Origin of the sequence: Streptomyces hyaluromycini, assembly GCF_002217755.1 — a bacterium.
Lineage (GTDB): Bacteria > Actinomycetota > Actinomycetes > Streptomycetales > Streptomycetaceae > Streptomyces > Streptomyces hyaluromycini.
In genome coordinates, this window is the sequence record NZ_BCFL01000031.1 from 218,683 (window position 1) to 238,638 (window position 19,956).

At 72.0% G+C, this 19,956-nt stretch carries 20 protein-coding genes; 7 read left to right on the forward strand and 13 right to left on the reverse strand.

What is annotated here, in order from left to right; all coding sequences use genetic code 11:
- Positions 1–31: 31 nt before the first annotated feature.
- The 5 genes from SSP29_RS42535 to SSP29_RS42555 are packed head-to-tail and all read right to left on the reverse strand — an operon-like array spanning position 32 to position 6,780.
- Positions 32–1,762, reverse strand: coding sequence for an RICIN domain-containing protein (locus SSP29_RS42535; RefSeq protein ID WP_089106305.1), 1,731 nt, complete (start codon positions 1,760–1,762; stop codon positions 32–34).
- Positions 1,763–1,792: 30 nt separating this feature from the next.
- A complete protein-coding gene (locus SSP29_RS42540; protein WP_089106359.1) occupies positions 1,793–2,554 on the reverse strand; it encodes a carbohydrate ABC transporter permease in 762 nt (253 codons plus the stop codon).
- Between the two features lie 44 nt (positions 2,555–2,598).
- Positions 2,599–3,558 (reverse strand): carbohydrate ABC transporter permease, encoded by a 960-nt coding sequence (locus SSP29_RS42545; RefSeq protein WP_089106306.1) that lies wholly within the window; start codon positions 3,556–3,558, stop codon positions 2,599–2,601.
- Positions 3,559–3,565: 7 nt separating this feature from the next.
- Positions 3,566–4,804, reverse strand: a complete 1,239-nt coding sequence (locus tag SSP29_RS42550; RefSeq protein WP_150136005.1) for a sugar ABC transporter substrate-binding protein — start codon at positions 4,802–4,804, stop codon at positions 3,566–3,568.
- A 32-nt stretch (positions 4,805–4,836) separates the two neighbouring features.
- Positions 4,837–6,780, reverse strand: coding sequence for a glycoside hydrolase family 127 protein (locus SSP29_RS42555; protein ID WP_089106308.1), 1,944 nt, complete (start codon positions 6,778–6,780; stop codon positions 4,837–4,839).
- A 285-nt stretch (positions 6,781–7,065) separates the two neighbouring features.
- Between SSP29_RS42555 and SSP29_RS42560 the strand changes: the two genes are divergently transcribed.
- Positions 7,066–8,088 (forward strand): LacI family DNA-binding transcriptional regulator, encoded by a 1,023-nt coding sequence (locus tag SSP29_RS42560; protein ID WP_089106309.1) that lies wholly within the window; start codon positions 7,066–7,068, stop codon positions 8,086–8,088.
- A 118-nt stretch (positions 8,089–8,206) separates the two neighbouring features.
- On the opposite strand, the gene SSP29_RS42565 is transcribed toward SSP29_RS42560, so the two are convergent.
- From SSP29_RS42565 to SSP29_RS42590, 6 genes are all read right to left on the reverse strand, one after another.
- A complete protein-coding gene (locus SSP29_RS42565) occupies positions 8,207–8,914 on the reverse strand; it encodes a GntR family transcriptional regulator (RefSeq protein ID WP_089106310.1) in 708 nt (235 codons plus the stop codon).
- A 45-nt stretch (positions 8,915–8,959) separates the two neighbouring features.
- The gene (locus SSP29_RS42570; RefSeq protein WP_089106311.1) at positions 8,960–9,961 is read right to left on the reverse strand and encodes a proline racemase family protein; all 1,002 of its coding nucleotides are present in this window, start codon (positions 9,959–9,961) and stop codon (positions 8,960–8,962) included.
- Positions 9,962–10,019: 58 nt separating this feature from the next.
- Positions 10,020–10,916, reverse strand: coding sequence for a dihydrodipicolinate synthase family protein (locus tag SSP29_RS42575; protein ID WP_089106312.1), 897 nt, complete (start codon positions 10,914–10,916; stop codon positions 10,020–10,022).
- A gap of 79 nt (positions 10,917–10,995) precedes the next feature.
- Positions 10,996–12,414: an NAD(P)/FAD-dependent oxidoreductase gene (locus tag SSP29_RS42580; protein WP_089106313.1), complete on the reverse strand. Its 1,419-nt coding sequence runs from the start codon at positions 12,412–12,414 to the stop codon at positions 10,996–10,998.
- On the reverse strand, positions 12,407–12,706 hold the full coding sequence (locus SSP29_RS42585; RefSeq protein ID WP_089106314.1) for a (2Fe-2S)-binding protein: 300 nt from the start codon (positions 12,704–12,706) through the stop codon (positions 12,407–12,409). The genes SSP29_RS42580 and SSP29_RS42585 overlap by 8 nt, the downstream gene beginning before the upstream one ends.
- Positions 12,703–13,854, reverse strand: a complete 1,152-nt coding sequence (locus SSP29_RS42590; protein ID WP_089106315.1) for an NAD(P)/FAD-dependent oxidoreductase — start codon at positions 13,852–13,854, stop codon at positions 12,703–12,705. Before SSP29_RS42590 ends, SSP29_RS42585 begins: the two co-directional genes overlap by 4 nt.
- 103 nt (positions 13,855–13,957) lie before the next feature.
- On the opposite strand from SSP29_RS42590, the gene SSP29_RS58895 reads away from it, so the two are divergent.
- A complete protein-coding gene (locus SSP29_RS58895) occupies positions 13,958–14,107 on the forward strand; it encodes a hypothetical protein (protein ID WP_167450134.1) in 150 nt (49 codons plus the stop codon).
- A 79-nt stretch (positions 14,108–14,186) separates the two neighbouring features.
- On the forward strand, positions 14,187–14,552 hold the full coding sequence (locus SSP29_RS42595; protein WP_089106316.1) for a cupin domain-containing protein: 366 nt from the start codon (positions 14,187–14,189) through the stop codon (positions 14,550–14,552).
- Between the two features lie 68 nt (positions 14,553–14,620).
- On the opposite strand, the gene SSP29_RS42600 is transcribed toward SSP29_RS42595, so the two are convergent.
- Together SSP29_RS42600 and SSP29_RS42605 are read right to left on the reverse strand one after the other, a co-directional pair.
- The gene (locus SSP29_RS42600) at positions 14,621–16,015 is read right to left on the reverse strand and encodes a VWA domain-containing protein (protein WP_089106317.1); all 1,395 of its coding nucleotides are present in this window, start codon (positions 16,013–16,015) and stop codon (positions 14,621–14,623) included.
- Entirely contained in the window at positions 16,012–16,869 is an 858-nt protein-coding gene (locus SSP29_RS42605) for an AAA family ATPase (protein WP_089106318.1), read from the reverse strand. Before SSP29_RS42605 ends, SSP29_RS42600 begins: the two co-directional genes overlap by 4 nt.
- Positions 16,870–17,024: 155 nt before the next feature.
- Here SSP29_RS42605 and SSP29_RS42610 point away from each other — a divergent pair, with 155 nt between their 5' ends.
- Genes SSP29_RS42610 through SSP29_RS42625 form a run of 4 tightly spaced genes read left to right on the forward strand, consistent with a single transcriptional unit; the run spans position 17,025 to position 19,940 of the window.
- Positions 17,025–17,597 carry a TetR/AcrR family transcriptional regulator gene (locus SSP29_RS42610; RefSeq protein ID WP_089106319.1) on the forward strand — a complete coding sequence of 191 codons (573 nt, stop codon included), beginning with the start codon at positions 17,025–17,027 and terminating at the stop codon, positions 17,595–17,597.
- A 59-nt stretch (positions 17,598–17,656) separates the two neighbouring features.
- Complete coding sequence (locus tag SSP29_RS42615; protein ID WP_089106320.1) at positions 17,657–18,337, forward strand: ABC transporter permease; 681 nt, start codon at positions 17,657–17,659, stop codon at positions 18,335–18,337.
- Positions 18,334–19,005 (forward strand): ABC transporter permease, encoded by a 672-nt coding sequence (locus SSP29_RS42620; protein ID WP_089106360.1) that lies wholly within the window; start codon positions 18,334–18,336, stop codon positions 19,003–19,005. Before SSP29_RS42615 ends, SSP29_RS42620 begins: the two co-directional genes overlap by 4 nt.
- A complete protein-coding gene (locus tag SSP29_RS42625) occupies positions 19,002–19,940 on the forward strand; it encodes an ABC transporter substrate-binding protein (RefSeq protein WP_089106321.1) in 939 nt (312 codons plus the stop codon). Before SSP29_RS42620 ends, SSP29_RS42625 begins: the two co-directional genes overlap by 4 nt.
- Positions 19,941–19,956 lie beyond the last annotated feature (16 nt).

A 19,956-nucleotide genomic window follows, 5' to 3' on the forward strand; every position in this document is an offset into this window, starting at 1 on the left:
GTGGGTGTGCTCGGGTTCACTGCGGCACATGTCAGCGTGCGGTCAGTCTCCACAGGTGGTCGGCGGTGCCGTTGTCGTCCCACTGGAGGACCTGGGCGCCGGAGGAGGTGCTCATGTTGGTCACCCCGAGCAGCAGCCCGCTGTTGTAGTTGGCGATCTTGTAGTAGCCGTCGCCGGACGGGATCAGCTGCCAGAGGTGGTCGGCGGTGCCGTTGTCACCCCAGATCAGGGCGGTGCCGCCGTCACTCGTGCCCGCGTTGGTGATGCCGAGGAGCAGTCCGCTCGCCTGCTGCTGGATCTTGTAGAGGCCGTTGCCGGCCGCCACCAGCGTCCAGTTCTGGTCGGTGCCCGTGGTGGCGGCGGCCTGGACGACGGCGGTGCCCTGGGCAGTGCCCGCGCCGCTGGTGTCCAGGGCGAGGCCGCTGTTCTTGTTGGTGATCTGGTAGCGGCCGGCCAGCGAGGTGGCGGAGCCGCTCGGGGTGATGGTCAGGTGGTAGCCGTCGGAGGCGTTCATCGTCACCGGCACGGTGATCGAGCCGCCGCTGACCGGGTAGTCGGTGTCCGAGATGGTGACCGGCCCGGAGACGGCGGTCGTACGGCCCCTGGACGGCGTGTACTCCAGCTTGACGTGCACGGTGCTGCCGAAGGCGGAGAGCGACGAGAGCCCGTTGACGGTGACGGCACACGAGCCGGTGCAGCCGCCGGTCACCACGCTGATCTGGTTGCCCGCGCCGTTGCGGGAGGCGAAGCCGTCGATGCCGGTCTGCGCAGGCGGCGTGGTGACCAGCATGTTCCCCGACATGTCGCCGTACCACTTGTACAGCCAGTACGCCCCGTTGGGGGAGCCGCCGGTGTCGGTGAGGGTGTCGCCGAGGGTGCCGTAGTGGTTCCAGAAGGCCAGTTCGGCGTCGTGGACCCCGGCTCGCTCGAACTTGGCGACATAGCTCGCGAGCGGTCCGGGGACGCCGACCTCGCTCGTGGTGCCGTACTCCTCGATGGCGATCGGTCGGGCGCTGATGCCGAGGCTGGTCTCCAGGGTGCGGTAGGCGGCGACATGGGCGGCGATGTTCTGCGAGCCCTGCAGCTCGTGCCAGGAGACGATGTCGGGCACGGTGCCGCTGGCCTTGGCGTCGGTGAGGAACGCGGTCATCCAGCTCTGGTTCCACGCCGAGTAACTCGGGCCCTGGATCGGGGTGGTGGAGTCCTTGGCACGGACCTCCTTGTACGTCGTCGCCCACCCGGAGTCGAAGCTGCCGGCCGCCGAGGTGTCCCAGGTCCAGTCGGGTTCGTTCCACAGCTCGTAGGCGGAGATGTCGGTGGCGCCGGAGGACTTCACCGAGGCGACCTGCTTGTCCACGGCGGACAGCCAGTCGCTCCAGCTCACCCATTTGTAGGGGAAGTCGGGATACCAGTCCGGCATGCGTACGACGACCTTGGCACCGGCCCTGGCCGCCTCGGGGGCGACGACGAGGGCGTCACCGCCGGGGCTGGGCTCGCCGTTGGGCAGCTGGCTGCCGCCGGGAGCCATCTGTACGAAGGTGTTCGGCTTCAGCGGCTCGACGAGGCTGTCCGCCGGGACGCTCGCCGTGTCCAGGCCGTAGAGGCTGCCCGAGGCCACGTGGGTGACCGAGCGCAGGGTCTGGTTGGCGCTCACCACCAGGGTGGTCGAGGAGGTGGGCGCCGCGTGGGCGGGCACCGCGGTGCCGAGGGCGGCCGTGAGTATCACGGCACCGAGGGCGGCTCTGAGGGGTGTGCGGCTCATGGCATGCGTCTCCTCAAGGAGTTGGGGGCGTCAGTCCTTCACCGCGCCCGCGGTCACGCCCGCGGCCACGTAGCGCTGGGCGAGGACCAGGAGGACGGCCGCGGGGACCGACGCGACGACGGCGGTGGCCATGATCGCGTTCCACTCCTGGTTGTTGTTGCCGATGTACTTGTAGATGCCGAGCGTGATCGGCTTCCAACTGCCGCCGCCGTCCAGGGTGTTGGCGAAGACGAAGTCGGACCAGGCCCACAGGAAGCCGAACAGCGAGACGGTGACGATCGCGTTGCGGCTCAGCGGGAGGACGACCGACCGGAAGGTGCGCCAGGTTCCGGCGCCGTCGATCCGGGCGGCCGAGAGGAGCTCGCCGGGGATGCCCGACATGAACGCGGTGAAGATCATGACGCCGAAGGGCACGGCGATGGTGGAGTCCGCGACGATCAGTCCCCACCAGGAGTTGAGCAGACTCAGGTCCAGGAAGATGCCGTAGAAGCCCATCGCCATGACGATCCCGGGGATCATCTGCGCGATGAGGAGGGCCAGTTCGAGCGCACCGCCGCCGCGTGGCCGCAGTCTCGCCAGTGCGTAGCCGGCCGGGGCGGCGATCAGGAGAGTGAGGGCGACCGTGCCGATCCCGATCAGCAGACTGGTGCCCAGGTAGGGGAGTTGGTCGTCGAGAACCGCCCGGTAGCCCTCGAAGGTCGGGTGCAGCGGGAGCAGGTCGGGCGGGTCCTTGCGCATGTCCTGCTGCGGGGTGAGGGACACGTTGAGCATCCAGTACACCGGGAACAGCATCAGCGCGGTGAGGCAGAGGCCGATCACGGTGTAGCCGCGCGACTTCACGCTTCCTGCCTCCTCTGGACGCGGATGTGGAGGAGGCCGAAGACCAGGGCGATGAGGATCAGGATGTTGCCGACGGCGGCACCGGGACCGAACCTGGGCAGCAGCGTGCCGAAGCCCAGCTGGTACGACCAGGTGGCCAGGGTGGAGGAGGCGTCGCCGGGACCGCCCTTGGTCATGATCCAGATCAGGTCGAACACCTTGAGGGTGTAGACGAGCCCCAGCAGCAGGGTGATCGCCGACACCGGGCGCAGCAGCGGGAAGGTGATCCGGCGGAACTGCTGCCAGGCGCCCGCCCCGTCCAGGGCCGCCGCCTCGTACAGCTCGCCCGGGATGTTCTGCAGGCCGCTGTACAGGATGACCAGGTTGAAGGGGATGCCGATCCAGATGTTGGCGATGATCACCGACACGAGCGCCCAGTCCGGTGCGGTCAGCCAGCCGACGGGTGCCACGCCGAAGAAGTGCAGGAAGTAGTTCACCACCCCCGACTCGCTGTTGAACATCCACGACCAGGTCGACGCCGACACGATCAGCGGCAGCAGCCAGGGGATCAGGAACAGCGCCCGCAGCACGGTCGACAGCCGGAAGTGCCGGTTGAAGAAGACCGCGAGGGCGAGCCCGATCACGTACTGGAAGGCGATCGACACGAAGGTGAAGACCATGGTGTGCCGCATCGCCGGCCCGAACGTCGGATCGTCCAGCACCGTGCGGAAGTTGTCCCAGCCGGAGAACGGCGCGTCGCCCGCCACGAAGGAGCGCACGGTGTAGTCGCGCAGGCTCAGATCGAGGTTGCGGTAGAGCGGATAGACGTAGAAGGCGGCGAGGTAGGCGAGCAGAGGGGTCAGGAAGGCGAGCGCGGTCAGCCGCCGCCTGCGGCGCAGGGAGCGGGCGCCGCTGCCGCTCGCCCGCGCCGCGGCGGCCGGTGCTCGCCGCGGACGGTCGACCCGGGCGACGGTCATGCCGGACCTAGCCCTTCTGCGCGCTGGACTGGGCGGCCGCCAGCGCGTCCTGCGGGCTCTTGCCACCGGAGAGCGCCGCCTGGACGGCCGTCCACAGGGGCTGCGAGATGGTCGGGTACTTGGTGCCGAGACCGCCGCTGGTCCGGCCCCGCGCCGCCGCGACCGCCGCCACCCACGGCTTCAACTCCGCGTTCTTCGCGACCTGTTCGGTCTGCACCGCAGCGGTCGGCGCCACGTACATCAGCGTGGTGTCGGTGGCCAGCAGGTTGGTGGAGCTGGTCAGACAGCCGACGATCTTCTTGCTGACGTCGTACCGCGAGGAGTCCTTCTGCACGGGCACGGTCACGAACTCGCCGCCCGTCGGCACCGGCGCCGAACCGCCGTTCTGTCCGGGGATGTTGACGACCCCGTACGGGAACCCGGCCTTGTCGGCGTTGCCGAGCTGCCAGGTGCCGTTCTCGCCGAACGCGTAGTCCCCGGTCGCGAACTCCTGCCAGCTGGTGGTCTGGGTGTTCTGCAGCACGTCCTTCGGCGCGTACCCCGCGTCCACCCACTGCTTCCACAGCGACAGCGCGGCAACTCCCTTGGCAGAGTCGAGCTTTGTCAGGTCGCCGCCCGCGCCCCAGAACCACGGCAGGAACTGGAAGCTGCCCTCCTCGGTGTTGATCGCCGAGAAGGTGATCCCCTTCTTCCCGGCCGCCTTGACCTTTTTCAGCGCGGCCGTGAGCGACACCCAGTCCTTGACGGAGGCCGGGTCGACGCCGGCCGCGGAGAGGACCTTCTTGTTGTAGTAGAGCGCGAGGGTGTTGGCGCCGATCGGGACGCCGTAGGAGGCGCCGTCGATCGTGCCGGCGCCGATGATGTTCTGCTGGATCGACGAGGTGTCGAGGCCGAGGTCGCCGGTCTTGTTGAGGATCCCCGCCTCCACCAGCGTGGAGACCACCGGGTTGTCGACCAGCATCACGTCCGGCGCGTTTCCCTGCTGCGCGGCCAGCAGCGCCTTGTTGCCCAGGTCGGTGGTGTCGTACGAGGTCCGCTTGAGCTTCGCCCCGGCCGCGCTGCCGCACGCGGTGACCCGCCTGCCCCAGTCCGAGGAGGCGTCGAACTGCGGGTACGGGTCCCAGAAGGTGTACGTCCCGCCGGCCGAGGACGACGATCCCGAGGAGCCGGAACCGCCACCGCAGGCGGTGAGCGGGAGAAGGGTGGCCGTGGCGACGGCCATGAGGGTACGGCGGGTGGGTTTCACGGGGTGACCTCGTTGTCGTAGGACGGGGTGTCTCAGGAGGTGGGGAGCCAGACGCGCATGCTGCCGTCCTCGCGGTTGGCCCAGACGTGGTACGGGATCGCGGTCAACTCGACCGGCTCGCCGCCGGGTTCCGGAGAAACGCCGTGGGCGGGGGCGTACGGCCACCAGCCCCCGCCGGGGATGCGGCGCCGCCGGCCCGCGGCCACCACGGTGGTGACACCGCCGAGCAGGTCCGGGCGGTGCTTCACGGCGAGCGGACGGGACGGGTCGAGAACGATGTCGTCAAGGCCGCCGCCCGGATGGTCGACCTGCTCCAGGCAGTGCACGAGCGGCCCGCGCTCGATCGCCACACAGCCGCGTACCGCGTCCACGCGCGGGTCGGCGGCGGTGAGCCGGGGTTCCATGGAGAGTTCCAGGACCACCCGGTCGCCCGGCGCCCAGGTACGCGACAGCCGCAGCCAGCCGTCGTCCGCCGCGGGGTCGTACGTCTCCTCCCCGCACCGCACCCGGAACTCCCGGCACCACTGCGGGATGCGCAGCGACAGCGTCCAGGGGCCGTCGGACGGGGTCTCCTCGACGGTGAACGCGATCGTGCCGTGCCAGGGATAGTCCGTCTCGGCGCGCACCCGGACCCGCTCGGTCGCGTACGTCCCGGTGACGAACTGGTGGATCTGCAGGCCCTGTTCGTCGCTCGACGCCAGATAGTGCTCCAGACTCGCCAGCAGCCGCATCACATTGGGCGGGCAGCAGGCACAGCGGAACCAGCGGGTGCGGCGGGCCGACTGGTCGCCACCGGTGTCGGTGTGGCCGTCGCGGACCTGCAGCGGGTTGACGTACAACCAGCGCTCGCCGTCCAGCGAGACCCCGGCCAGGAAGCCGTTGTAGAGGGTGCGTTCGATCAGATCGGAGTAGCGGGCCTCGCCGGTGAGCAGGGCCATGCGCCAGCTCCACTGGACGGAGGCGATCGCCGCGCAGGTCTCGCAGTAGGCGCGCTCGTTGGGGAGTTCGTAGGGGTCGCCGAAGTCCTCCTGGTCGTGGTGCGCGCCGAGACCGCCGGTGAGATGGGTCTTGGTGGTCGTCATGGCGTGCCACAACCGCTCGCAGGCTGCCCGGAGTTCGGCGTCCCCGGTCTCCGCCGCCAGGTCGGCGGCGGCCGCCAGCAGGTACAACTGCCGTACGGCGTGCCCCTCGACGTCCGTCGCCTCGCGCACCGGTACCCGGTCCTGGCAGTAGGCCGCGCCGCCGAGCAGGCCGTGGCCGTGCCGGTCGACGAAATAGCCGGCCAGGTCGAGATACCGGCGCTCGCCGGTCTCCCGGTACAGCTCCACCAGGGCCGTCTCCACCTCCGGGTGGCCGTCGATGCCGTCGACGGGCCTGCCGCTGCCGGGGAGACCGAACACCGAGTCGATGTGGTCGGCGAACTTCCTTGCCACGGCGAGGAGTTCGGGGCGGCCGGTGGAGCGGTGGTGGGCGACGGCGGCCTGGATCAGATGGCCGGCACAGTACAGCTCGTGCCCCCAGCGCAGGTCCTGGTACCGCTCACCGCCCTTGACCAGCTGGAACCAGGTGTTGAGATAGCCGTCCGGCTGCTGGGCCGCGGCCACCAGGCCGATGATCCGTGCCACGTCCGCGGCCAGTGCTTCGTCGGTGTCCTGGGCGAGGTGCCAGGACGCCGCCTCCAGCCACTTGTAGACGTCCGTGTCGACGAACGGGTACGCGCCCTGGAACGCGCCGTCGGCCGCTGCGTCCGACAGCGCCTTCGGCGCGGGGGCCGCCAACCGCAGGTTGTGCAGGTTCCCGGCGGACTCCAGCAGGTCCGGGCCCTGCGGGAGGGAGACACGGGCGTTGGTCGCGCGACGGTCGTGCCAGAAGCCGCCGTCGACGGTGCCGGCCGCCGGGCGCAGCGCGGTACGGGCGTCGGGGGTGAGACGGACCGGGCCGGCGGGGGAGGGCAGGGCGGAGCGGGTGCGGGGCATGGCTCTCCGAGGTGGGGAGGGACGGGGTGCCTGGAGGTGAATTTCGAAATATCGAACGCCGTTTGGAATGTCGAGCACGGAGTGGTGGGGAACTGCTTTGAGCAACCGTTTTCTCGCCGAGAAGTACAGGGCAGCCAGGGAAAGGGGTCAAGACGCCCGGCGTAGTTTTTTCAAGTTGCCCGGAGGGGGTGGTACTTCGGATGGGCGGCTGCGACGATGTGGGGCGGCTCTGCCGTCGGGAGGCCCGCGGCAGCACCGAGGCCCCGTCCAGGAAAAGGTTTGCCCGTGACCTCTGCTCCAGCCTCTCCGCCCGCCGGCCGGGCCAGGCTCGCCGATGTCGCCGCGCTCGCCGGTGTCAGCGTCGGTACTGCGTCCAAGGCGCTGAACGGCGCAGGCCGGATGCGCCCGGAGACCCGGCAGCGGGTGCTGGACGCGGTGGAGGCGCTCGGCTTCCGGCCCAACCAGCATGCCCAGAGCCTGCACAGCGGCCGCAGCTGGACGGTCGGCCTGATGACGACGGACGGCATCGGCCGCTTCAGCACCCCGGTCCTGCTCGGTGCCGAGGACGCGCTGGGCGCCGGGAAGATCTCCGTCCTGCTCTGCGACACCCGCGGCGACGCCATCCGCGAGCAGCACCATCTGCGCACCCTCACCGACCGCCGGGTCGACGGCATCATCGTCGCCGGCCGCCGCACCGACCCCCGCCCGCCGCTGACCGGCATCGACCCGGCGATCCCGGTCGTCTACGCCCTCTCCCCGTCGACCGACCCCGCCGACACCTCCGTCGTCACCGACGACCGCGGCGGCGCCCGCCTCGCCGTCGAGCACCTGCTCGCCACCGGTCGTACCCGCATCGCCCATGTCACCGGACCCGAGCACCACCAGGCCGCCCGCGACCGCGCCCGGCACGCCGTCGAGCACCTGGCCGAGGCGGACCTCCGACTCGCCGCCGGGCGCGTGCACTTCGGGGAGTGGAGCGAGGCCTGGGGGCGGCGCGCCGCCGACGCGGTGCTGCGGACGGCGCCCGACACGGACGCCGTCTTCTGCGGCAACGACCAGATCGCCCGAGGGGTCGCGGACGCGCTGCGCGAGCGCGGCAAGGACGTGCCGGGGGACATCGCCGTGGTCGGCTACGACAACTGGGACACGATGGCCCTCGCCTGCCGGCCGCCGCTCACCACCGTCGACATGAACCTGGCCGAGATCGGGCGGATCGCCGCGCTCCGGCTGCTCCAGGCCATCGACGCGGAGCCGGAGACCGGGGTGCACACGGTGCCGTGCCGCCTGGTGGTGCGCGAGTCGACCTGACGGCGGACGGACGTACGCCGAATCCTCACCCGCGACGCCGAAGCGGCCGTCTCCGGCGCCGGCATCCACGATCACGACATCGAACTCGCCCGCCCCGGGACGTAGTTGCCAGGAGCTCTCAGCCGTGCTCGGGCTGCCGGGCCGCCCACAGGCCGCGGACATGGCCCAGATGGCGGGTCATGATCTCGCGCACGGCCCGCTCGTCGCGGGCCAGCAGGGCGTCGAGGAGCTCCAGGTGCTCCTCGGCCGAGGCCTTCAGACGACCCGCCGCCACCAGGGCCGTCAGCCCGTACAGCCGCGAACGGCGCCGCAAGTCCCGTACCACCTCGACGAGATGGTCGTTGCCCGCCAGTGCCAGCAACCCCAGATGGAAGGCCAGGTCGGCCTCGACGTACGCGATGAGGTCGCCCTTCACGGCCGAGGTGACGATCTCCAGGGCCACCGGGCGCAGCGCCGCCAGGTCACCCGGGTCGGCGGTCGCCGCGAGGGCGACGGTCGTCGGAATCTCGATCAGGGACCGGACGTGCGTGTACTCGTCGAGCTGCTTCTCGGAGACGGCGGTGACCCGGAACCCCTTGTTCGGAACGATCTCGACCATGCCCTCCTTCACCAGTTCCAGCATGGCCTCGCGCACCGGGGTCGCGGAGACGCCCAGGCGGGGGGCGAGCCCCGGCGCCGAGTACACCTCGCCGGGGCGCAGCTCACCGGCGATCAGCGCGGCACGCAGGACGTCCACGACCCGCTCCCGGAAGTTCGGCTTCCGGCCGCCGAGCGACGGAATGGCGGGCTTGGCGGCGGTGGGCGTGCTGCTGGGCCGGTCGGCCATGGCGGAACTCCTGGAGGGGCGTCGGGTGGCGGGTCGTCGGGGGAATCAGAGTACGAAGCCGGCCGGGAACGGGTCGGCCGGGTCCAGCAGATACTGGGCGGTGCCGGTGATCCAGGCACGGCCGGTGAAGCTGGGCAGGACCGCGGGGAGCCCCGCCACCTCGGTGGTGCCGAGGAGCCTGCCGGTGAACCGGGTGCCGATGAACGACTCGTTCACGAACTCGGTGTCCAGGGGGAGTTCGCCACGGGCGTGCAGCTGGGCCATCCGCGCGCTGGTGCCGGTGCCGCAGGGGGAGCGGTCGAACCAGCCGGGGTGGATGGCCATCGCGTGCCGGGAGTGGCGGGCCGTGGCGCCCGGTGCGACCAGGTGGACGTGGTGACAGCCGCGGATGGACGGATCCTCGGGGTGGACCGGCTCCGCCTCCGCGTTGATCGCCTCCATGAGGGACAGGCCCGCCCGGAGGATGTCGTCCTTTCGGGTGCGGTCGAAGGGGAGGTCGAACTCGTCGAGGGGGAGGATGGCGTAGAAGTTGCCGCCGTATGCCATGTCATATGTCACTGACCGCCCGTCAGCGAGCACGATCTTCCGGTCCAGCGCGACGGAGAACGACGGCACGTTCCGCAGCGTGACGTTCCTCGCCGCGCCGTCCTCCACCGCCACCTCGGCGACGACCAGGCCGGCCGGGGTGTCGAGCCGGATGGTGGTGACCGGCTCGACGACCTCCACCATCCCGGTCTCCACGAGCACGGTCGCCACGCCGATCGTGCCGTGCCCGCACATCGGCAGATAGCCGGAGACCTCGATGTAGACCACGCCCCAGTCGCAGTCGGGCCGGGTCGGCGGCTGCAGGATCGCCCCGCTCATCGCGGAGTGCCCGCGCGGCTCGTTCATCAGCAACTGCTTGATGTGATCGCGGTGTTCACGGAAGTACAGCCGCCGCTCGTTCATGGTCGCGCCGGGGATGGTCCCGATCCCGCCGGTGATCACACGGGTGGGCATGCCCTCGGTGTGCGAGTCGACGGCGTGCAGGACGAGTTTGCTGCGCATGACGCTCCTGGTGGGTCGGGGGTCAGGGGCCGGTCGCCGGTCACGCCGGTCACGCCGGTCACGCCAGTCCGGCCGCGACGGCCTTCTCGGTCGCCGCGCGGACCGCGGCCTCCTGCTCCGGCAGCAGCGGCACGCGCGGCGGGCGGCAGGCGCCGCCGTGGCGGCCGACGATGTCCATGGACAGCTTGATCGCCTGGACGAACTCGACCCTGGAGTCCCAGCGCAGCAACGGATGCAACTGCCCGTACAGCTGCTTGGCGGTGTCCAGGTCGCCGCCCGTCGCCGCGCGGTACAGCTCGGCCGTCGCGGCCGGCAGCGCGTTCGGGTAACCGGCCACCCAGCCCTTGGCGCCCGCCATCGCCAGCTCCAGCAGCACGTCGTCGGCACCGATCAACAGGTCCAGATCCGGGGCCAGTTCGGCGAGATGATAGGCGCGCCGGACGTCGCCCGAGAACTCCTTGACGGCCTGGACGTACCCCTCGCCGTGCAGCTTGGCGAGGAGTTCCGGGACCAGGTCGACCTTGGTGTCGATGGGGTTGTTGTACGCCACGACGGGCACCCCCGCCTTGGCGACCTCCGCGTAGTGCGCCAGGACCGAACGCTCGTCGGCGCGGTAGGCGTTGGGCGGCAGCAGCATCACGGCCGCGCAGCCGGCGTCCCGGGCCTGCTCGGCCCAGCGGCGGGCCTCGGCCGATCCGTAGGCGGCGACCCCGGGCATGACCCGCGCCCCGCCGACCGCGGCCACGGCGGTCTCGACGACCTTGGCGCGCTCCTCGGGGGTGAGCACCTGGTACTCACCGAGCGAGCCGTTCGGTACGACGCCGTCGCAGCCGTTTCCGACCAGCCAGGCGCAGTGCTCGGCGTACTTGTCGTAGTCGACGGAGAGGTCGTCGCCGAGCGGGAGGGCGGTGGCTACGAGGACGCCTCGCCAGGGGTGGGGGTGCGGGGTGGACATCGGGGCTCCTTCGGGTGGTCGGGGTGGTCGGGGTGATCCGGGTGGCATGTCACATACCACCCCGGTGGCATGTGACATATCACTGTTCGTCGTCGGCGCTGCCCGCCCGCGCGAGCACCCCGAGCGGCACCGGCCGGGCGAACGGCCTGCGTGCCGCGGTCTCCGGGCAGCCGGCGAGCCCGGCGACCGCCGTCCCGCACATCCGCCCCTGGCACCAGCCCATCCCGGCCCGCGTGAGCAGTTTGACGGTCCGTACGTCTCCGGCGCCCAGCTCGGTCACGGCCCGCCGGACCGCCCCGCCGGTGACCTCCTCGCAGCGGCAGACGACCGTGTCGTCCGTGACCTGCTCGGCCCAGTGGGCGGGCGGCGCGTAGGCGTCGTCCATCGCCGCGGCGAACCGGCGCAGACCCGCACGGGCCCGGTCGGCCCCCGCCCAGCCGCGCGGGTCCGGCTCCCGGCCCGACAGCCGCGCGGCAGCAGACCGGCCCGCGATGTGCCCCTCGGCGAGGGCCAGGACCGCGCCGCCGACGCCGGTTGCCTCGCCGGCGGCCCACACCCCCGGCACGTCGGTGCGCTGCTCGTCGTCCACGTGCACCGCGACCCCGTCGATCCGGCAGCCCAGGCCCTCGGCGAGGTCGGTGTGCGGGAGCATGCCGTGCCCGACGGCCAGGGTGTCGCAGCCGATGCGCCGCCGGGTGTCCGGCCGTACCCGGCCCGCGGTGTCGAGCGCGGCGACGGTGGCGGCTTCGAGCCGCTGGTCGCCGTGTGCCTCGACGACAGTGTGGTGGACCAGGGTGGGCACCCCGTGCCGCAGCAACCGGGCCGCGTGGCGCGCGCCTTCGGCGAGCTTGGCCGGCTGGGCGGCCAGCGCCGGTGAGCGCCGTACGAAGGCCCGCGGGTCGGCGGAGTCCACCAGGGCCGCCACCTGGGCGCCGGCCGCCGCGAGCCCGGTCGCGACCGGCAGCAGCAGTGGTCCGGTGCCGGCGACGACCGCCGTACGGCCCGGCAGCACCAGTCCGCCCTTCAGCATGGCCTGCGCGCCGCCCGCCGTGACGACACCGGGGAGCGTCCAGCCGGGGAACGGCAGCACCTTCTCGTAGCCGCCGGTGGCGAGCAGCACCGCGTCCGCACGCACCTCGGCGGGCCGCTCCTGCTCGGGGCCGAGCAGCGCGTGCACGGTGAAACCGGACCGCCGCCGCGTCACGCACCACACGTGATGGTCCCGCAGATGTACGACCAGGCCTGCCGTGATGTGCCGGTCGAGGCCGTCGCGCAGCCGCTCCCAGTCGCGCCACCGGTGGTGCAGTGCCTGCGGGCGGCGGGCGCCGAGCCCGGCGGCGGGCTGCCGGTAGAACTGACCGCCGGCCTCCGGCGCCGCGTCGACCAGGGTGACGCGCAGCCCGTGCCGGGCGGCGGCCAGGGTGGCGGCGAGACCGGCCGGGCCGGCGCCGATCACGGCGAGCCGGGGCGACGTCTCCGGCCGGCTCGCGTCAGTCATCGTGCCCCGTGCCCTGCTGCGTACGGATCGCATCGCCCGGGTGCACGGGCACCACGCAAGCCCGTTGGTTGGGGCGGCCGTTGACGGTGACCAGGCAGTCGTAGCAGACGCCGATCCCGCAGAAGACCCCGCGCGGACGGCCCTCGCCGCGGGTGGTCCGCCAGGACGTGACACCGGACGCCCAGAGCGTGGCCGCGACCGTCCGGCCGGGCAGCGCCACGAGCTCGCGGCCGTCGAAGGTGACGGTGAAGGCGGGGCCCGGCCGGGCCTGCGCCAGTTTCAGGGGATTCACACGGTCTCCTCGCCGAAACGCTCGGGACGGAACGGGGTCAGGTCCAGCTCGGGGCTCTTGCCGCTCAGCACCTGGGCGATCAACTGCCCGGTACCGGTGGCGAGTCCGATCCCCGCGCCCTCGTGCCCGCAGGCGTGGAGGAGGCCCGGCACACGCGGGTCGGGGCCGATCGCGGGGAGGCGGTCGGGCAGATACGGGCGGAAACCCAGGTAGGTGCGCATCGCCCGGACCCCGGACAGGAAGGGGAACAGCCGGGTCGCGCCCGCCGCCAGCGCCCGTACGGGCGGCAGGGAGAACGACCGGTCGAAGCCGACGCGTTCCCGGCTCGCGCCGATCAGGACCGGCCCGGCCGCCGTGCCCTCGACGACCGGAGAGGTCTGCAGGGTCGCCGAGTCGCTGGCCACGTCGGCCACATAGTCGGCGGCGTACACCTTGTGCCGTACCCGGGGCGGCAACGGCTCGGTGACCAGGACGAAGCCGCGCCGGGGAAGGACGGGCAGGTGCACACCGGCGAGGGCGGCCACCTCGCCGCCCCAGGTCCCGGCCGCGTTCACCACGGCCGGGGCGTGGATCTCGCCGTGGTCGGTACGCACACCGCGTACGGCACCGCTGGCGCCGCGCAGCACCCCCGTCACCGTACGGCCGGTCGACAGACGGGCGCCGGAGGCCCGTACCAGATGCGCGGCGGCCAGCGTCGGCATCACCTGGGCGTCCTGGGGATAGCGCACTCCGCCCGCCAGACCGGGTGCCAAGTGCGGTTCCAGCTCGTGGAGTTGATCCGCGCCGACGTTCTCCGCCGTCACCCCGGCGGCCCGTTGCCCGGCCGCGAACCTCTCCAGGGCGGCCAGGCCTTCGGGATCGGCGGCGACGACCACCCCGCCCTTGGGCTCGTACTCGATCCGGTCACCCAGCTCTCCGGCCAGGCCGGTCCACAACCGGCCGGACAGCAGGGCGAGTTCCAGCTCGGGTCCCGGCTCCTTGTCGGAGACGAGCAGGTTGCCCTCGCCCGCCCCGGTGGTGCCGCCGGCCACCGGGCCGCGATCCACCACGACGACGTCCAGACCCGCCCGGGACGCGTACAGGGCGCAGGCGGCGCCTGCCATGCCCGCCCCGATCACTACGACGTCGCAGGTCAGTCGCATGCTCACGGCAGTAATATGTCACATGGCACAAGGCAGGGGAAGACCGCCGGCATCGGCGGCACAGCGGCCCGCCCCGGCGGCACGAACGCCCCTGCCTGCCACGGGCGTTGTGTCCGCCCTCGCCGACGCCCCGCTCGTCCACGCCTGCGCCTGCGCGGTGTTCACCGTGCGCCGTCGCGCCGAACAGGAGTCCGCGGCCGGCGGCGAGCCGGCGCTCGTAACCGCTCTGCCGACGCCCGTGACCGCCCTGCGGAGCTGATCGACGTCCCGAATGGCGCTCCCGAGTTGACAGGAAGACGATGGAGTGGTGGACGGGAGTTCGAAGGGAGGACACCGTCATGCTGGAGATCAAGACGGTCGACAAGCCGGACGAGCGGCGCGACTTCCCCCGCGGTCACCTGGAGGCCGTGCACATGACCGGCCTCGACTTCGCCATCGCCACCTTCGAGCCGGGCTGGCGCTGGTCGGAGTCGGTGGCGCCGATCGCGGGCACCGAGAGCTGCATGATCCACCACAACGGCTACGTGGTGAAGGGCAGGATGCACCTCGTCATGGACGACGGCGGCGAGGGCGAGATCGGCCCCGGCGACGTCTTCGTCCTTCCGGCGGGGCACGACGCCTGGGTCGTGGGGGACGAGCAGTGCATCGTGTACGACTTCGCCGGCGGCATGGCGACGGGCTACGCGAAGGCCGAGGAGGGCTGAGGAAGGGCTGGGGTGCCCAGCGGGTGCCGTCACCTTCCGTAGGTGACGGCACCCGGTGTGTCACACCGTCACACCGGCAGCAGTCGCGCGATCAGCCCGCCGAGCTGGCGGGCGGTGCGGCACTCGTGCATCTCCACCAGTTCCGCGTAGTCCGGCGCGGCCGAGTCGCCGGTGCCCCACAGGGAGAGCGGCTCGGGGTTCAGCCAGTAGACGCGCCGCGCCTGTCCGGCGATCCGGCGGACGGCGGCGAGGTTCGGGTCGAGGTTGTTGGTGCGGGCGTCGCCGAGCACGAACACCGTGGTGCGCGGCCCCACCGCGGCGCCGTACCGCTCCGCGAACTCGCCGAGCGCGACGCCGTAGTCGCTGCTGCCGTGCCAGCCGGTGAGTGTCGCCTCGGCGCGGATCCGGGCGCCGAGCCCCTCCGGATCGGCCCGGCCGTGCTCCAGGAGGCCGGTCACCTCGTCGATCCGGTTGACGAACGCGAAGACCCGGACCTTGCTGAACTGGTCGTGGAGCGCCTGCACCAGCAGCATCGTGAAGTCGGAGAACCCCGACACCGAGCCGGAGACATCGCACAGCAGCACCAGCTCGGGGCGGACCGGCCGGCGCCGCCGCAGTACCGGCCGCATCGGCACCCCGCCCGTCGACAGCGAGCCGCGCAGGGTGCGCCGCAGGTCGATGGAGCCCCGCGCAGCCCGGCGGCGGCGCGCGGCCAGCCGGGTGGCCAGCTTCCGCGCCAGCGGTTGTACGGTCCTGCGCAACTCGGTCAGCTGTTCCCGCCCGGCGGACAGGAAGTCCACCCGGTCGGCGCTCGGTGCCACCGCACGCCGGGCGATCCGGTCCCGTCCGCGCCGCTCGGCCACCCGCCGCCGGGCCTCCGCCGCGACCATGCCCCGGAAGGCCTCGATCCGCCGCCGGATCTCGTCGTCGAGCAGCCGGTCCGCGAACCCCGTGCCGCCGCCCCGCGCCCGGACGTCCGCCCGCACCCGCGCGAGCAGCGTCTGCGGCCGCAGCCGGTCCAGGGTCTGGTACGACGACCAGCCGTCCGAGCCCGGCGAACTCCCGTATCCGCCCAGGCCGTCCACGGCCTCGGCCGCCAACTGGCGTAGCAGCGCGGTGTCGTCGTCCGCCAGCGCGGCCGCGAGCCGCTCCCGCAGCTCCTCCCGGTCGGCGGACCCGGCGCCGGAGGCACCGCCGGGGCCGCCCACCCCGCGCGGGAAGTAGAGGTCGAAGACCTGGTCGAACACGGCCCGTTGGCCGGTGCCGTGCAGCAGGGTCGCGGCCAGCCCCTCGCGCAGCAGCTCCCGGTCCGCCAGACCCAGCGCCGCCACCGCCCGGCCCGCGTCCACGGTCTCCCCGGTGCCGATCCGCACCCCGTGCGCGCGCAGCGCGCCGGCCAGACCCGTCAGCCGGTCGGCGAGGTCGGCCGGAGCGTCGGCCGGTGCGCCGGCCGGTGTGCTCACAGCGCGTCCAGGTCCAGCTTGGCGGCCGCCTTCTGGATGTCGTCCTGGTGCTTGAGGATCACGCCCAGGGAATCCCGTACGACCTGCTCGTCCAGCGTGTCGGCGCCCAGGGCCAGCAGGGTGCGCGCCCAGTCGATCGTCTCCGCCACCGAGGGCACCTTGCGCAGGTCCATCGCTCGCAGCGCCCCGACCACCCGGACCACGGACTCGGTGAGCGCCTCGGTGAGCTCCGGCACCTTCAGCCGTACGATCCGGCGCTCCAGCTCCTCGTCCGGGAAGCCGATGTGCAGGAACAGGCAGCGGCGGCGCAGCGCCTCGGACAGCTCACGGCTGGCGTTGGAGGTGAGCACGACGAACGGGCGGCGGGTCGCGGTGACCGTGCCCAGTTCGGGGACCGTCACCTGGAAGTCGCTGAGCACCTCCAGGAGCAGGCCCTCCACCTCGACGTCGGCCTTGTCGGTCTCGTCGATCAGCAGCACCTTCGGGTCGTCGCCCCGGATCGCGGTGAGCAGCGGGCGGGGGAGCAGGAACTCCTCGCTGAAGATGTCGGTGCGGGCCTCGTCCCAGCTCTCGTCCCGGCCGGCGCTGATCCGCAGCAGCTGCTTGGCGTGGTTCCACTCGTACAGGGCCCGGGACTCGTCCACGCCCTCGTAGCACTGCAGTCGCACCAGCCGGGCCCCGGCCACCGCGGCCACGGCCTTGGCCAGCTCGGTCTTGCCGACTCCGGCGGGGCCCTCGACGAGGAGCGGCTTGCCGAGCCGGTCGGCCAGGAAGACGGTGGTGGCGACGGCGGGGGAGGCGAGGTAGCCGGTCTCCGCGAGGCGGGCGGAGACGTCGTCGACGGATGTGAACAACGGGGCCTCCGGCTGATCAGGGTCGGGGAACGCACGCAGGCAGAACGTACGCAGGGAACAGGTCCGGGTTCCTATCTAAGCGCTTGTTCACCGCCTGGGCCACCCTGTATACCGATCGGTTTCCTCACAGTGCCCCGCGCGGTAACCTCGGCCGTATGGCCACCACAGACAAGGCGTCCCCCCGCGACCGCCTGCTCGACGCCGCCGCCGAGCTCTTCTACCGCGACGGCGTCTCCATCGGCGTCGAGGCGCTGTGCAGGTCCGCGGGGGTCTCGAAGCGGTCGATGTACCAGCTCTTCGACAGCAAGGACGAGGTGCTGGCCGCCAGTCTGGAGCGGCGCAGGCCCTGGTACGAGGCCCAGCTCAGGTCCCCGGACAGCGAGACGGCCACCCCTCGTGAACGGATCGGGTACGTGTTCCGGCGGGTGGAGGAGAACGCGGCGGCCCCCGGCTACTGCGGCTGCCCGTACCTCGCCGTCCTGGTCGAACTGAAGGACGGCGAGCATCCCGCGAGCGTAGTGGCCCGAGCCGCCAAGGAACTGCTGCAGGGGTACTTCGAGGAGCAGGCCGAACAGGGCGGTGCGGCGGATCCGGCCCTGCTCGCCCGGCAGCTCATGCTGATCTTCGACGGGGCCAGCGCCCGGGCCGGTGCTCACATCGAGCACCTCGACGACGGGCTGGTCACCCGGACGGTGACCACACTGCTGGACGCGGCCGGCCTGAAGTAGCCGCCCGGACGGATCACCACAACGCGCCGGGCCGGTCGCCCACCCGATGCAATGGAGGCGTGACCGCGCCCCCGAACGACTGCCTCGCGCGCAACGAGTGGATCTGCGGCGCCTATCTGACCAGCCGCCGTCAGATCCTCCTCGACGCCGTCGGCCAGCACCTCCGGCTCACCGCGGTCTCGGTGCTCGTCGGACTCGTCATCGCCGTGCCGCTGGCCGTACTCGCCCGCCGCCGGCGCTGGTCGGCCGCCCCCGTCCTCGGGGTCACGACCATCCTCTACACCATCCCCTCCCTGGCGATGTTCTCCCTGCTCCTGCCCCTGTACGGCCTCTCGGCCACCCTCGTCGTCGCCGGCCTGGTGCTCTACTCGCTGACCCTGCTCGTCCGCAACATCCTCGCGGGCCTGCGCGCCGTCCCCGAGGAGACCCGGCAGGCCGCCCGCGGCCTGGGCTACGGCCCGATCCGCCTCCTGCTCACCGTCGAACTGCCCCTCGCCCTGCCCGCCGCGATGGCCGGCCTGCGCATCGCCACCGTCTCCGCGGTCTCCCTGGTCACCGTCGGCGCGATCGTCGGCTTCGGCGGACTCGGCAACCTGATCTACGCCGGCATGAACACCTACTTCAAGGCCCAGGTGCTGACCGCCTCCGTGCTCTGCGTGCTGATCGCCGTCGCCGCCGACCTGCTGCTGCTCGGAGTGCAGCGGCTGCTCACCCCGTGGACCCGGGCGGCCCGCGCGTGAGGACGCTCACCGACGCCTGGGCCTGGCTCACCGACTCCGCGCACTGGGCCGGCGACGACGGCATCGGGCACCGGCTCCTCCAGCACCTCGTCCTCACCGTCGTCTGCCTCGTCATCAGCTGCCTGATCGCACTCCCGGTCGCACTGGTCCTCGGCCACCTCGGCAAGGGCGGCGCGCTCGCCGTGAACATCTCCAACGCCGGCCGGGCCGTCCCCGCCTTCGCCGTCCTGGTGCTGCTCCTTCTCACCCCGATCGGCAGCTGGGGCGAGGGCCCCAGCGTGGTCGCCCTGGTGCTGTTCGCCGTACCGCCCCTGCTCACCAACGCCTACGTCGGCATGCGCGAGGTCGACCGGAGCATCGTGCAGGCCGCCCGGGGGATGGGGATGACCGGGCGACAGATGCTGTTTCACGTGGAACTGCCCCTTTCGCTCCCCATGGTCCTCACCGGAGTGCGGATCGCCGCCGTCCAGCTCGTCGCCACCGCCACCATCGCCGCGCTCGCCGGCGGCGGCGGACTCGGCCGGATCATCACCGCCGGCTTCAACCTGGCCAGCACGCCCATGGTGGTCGCCGGAGCGATCCTGGTCGCCGTGTTCGCCCTGATCGTCGAGGGCGTCTTCGAACTCGCCGAGCGGCTCGCCCCGGTCCGGCTGCGGGGCTCACGATGAGACTCCGTACGGCGGCCGGTGCGGTGCTCCTCACCCTCGCCGCCTGCACCACAGGCCCCTCCCTGGAGAACCGCGGCGCGGTCACCGCACCCCCGGGCGACAGCAGGCACCTGACCATCGGCTCCGCCGGCTTCACCGAGAGCGACCTGCTCGCCCAGATGTACGCCCAGCTCCTGAACCAGGCCGGATACAAGACCTCCCTGATCACCGTCGCCAACCGCGAACTCTACGAACCCGCCCTGGAGTCCGGGCAGATCGACGTCGTCCCCGAATACGCGGCCACCTTCGCCGACTGGCTCAACGCCAAGACCAACGGCCCCGACGCGCCACCCGTGGGCTCGCCCGACCTCGCCACCACGATGAGGGCACTGCGCCGCCTCGCCACACCCCGTGGCCTCACCGTCCTCGACCCGGGGCGGGCGGTGGACCAGAACGCCTTCGCGGTCACCGCCGCCTACGCCCGGCAGCACCACCTCAGAACGCTCAGCGACCTCGGTGCCTCGGGACTGAAGGTGCGGCTCGCCGCGGGCGACGAATGCGTGCAACGGCCGTACTGCGAGCCGGGGCTGAAGAAGGTCTACGGCATCGACATCACCGGCATCGATCCCAAGGGCGTCGGCACCACCCAGGCGAAGCGGGCCGTGCAGAGCGGGCAGGACCAGATGGTGCTGACCACGACCACCGACGCCACGCTCGACCAGTTCGGGCTGGTCCTCCTCGCCGACGACAGGCATCTGCAGAACGCCGACTACGTCGTCCCGGTCGTCAACCGCGCCCGGGCCGGCAGCGAGCGGGTCATCAAGACACTCGGCAAGCTCAACGAGGTCCTGACAACCGCCGACCTGGCCTCGATGAACCAGCAGGTCGACAGCTGGCGGCGGCTGGCCCAGGACGTGGCCGGGACCTGTCTGCGGGACAAGGGCCTGCTGAAGTGACGGCAGGTGACGTCAC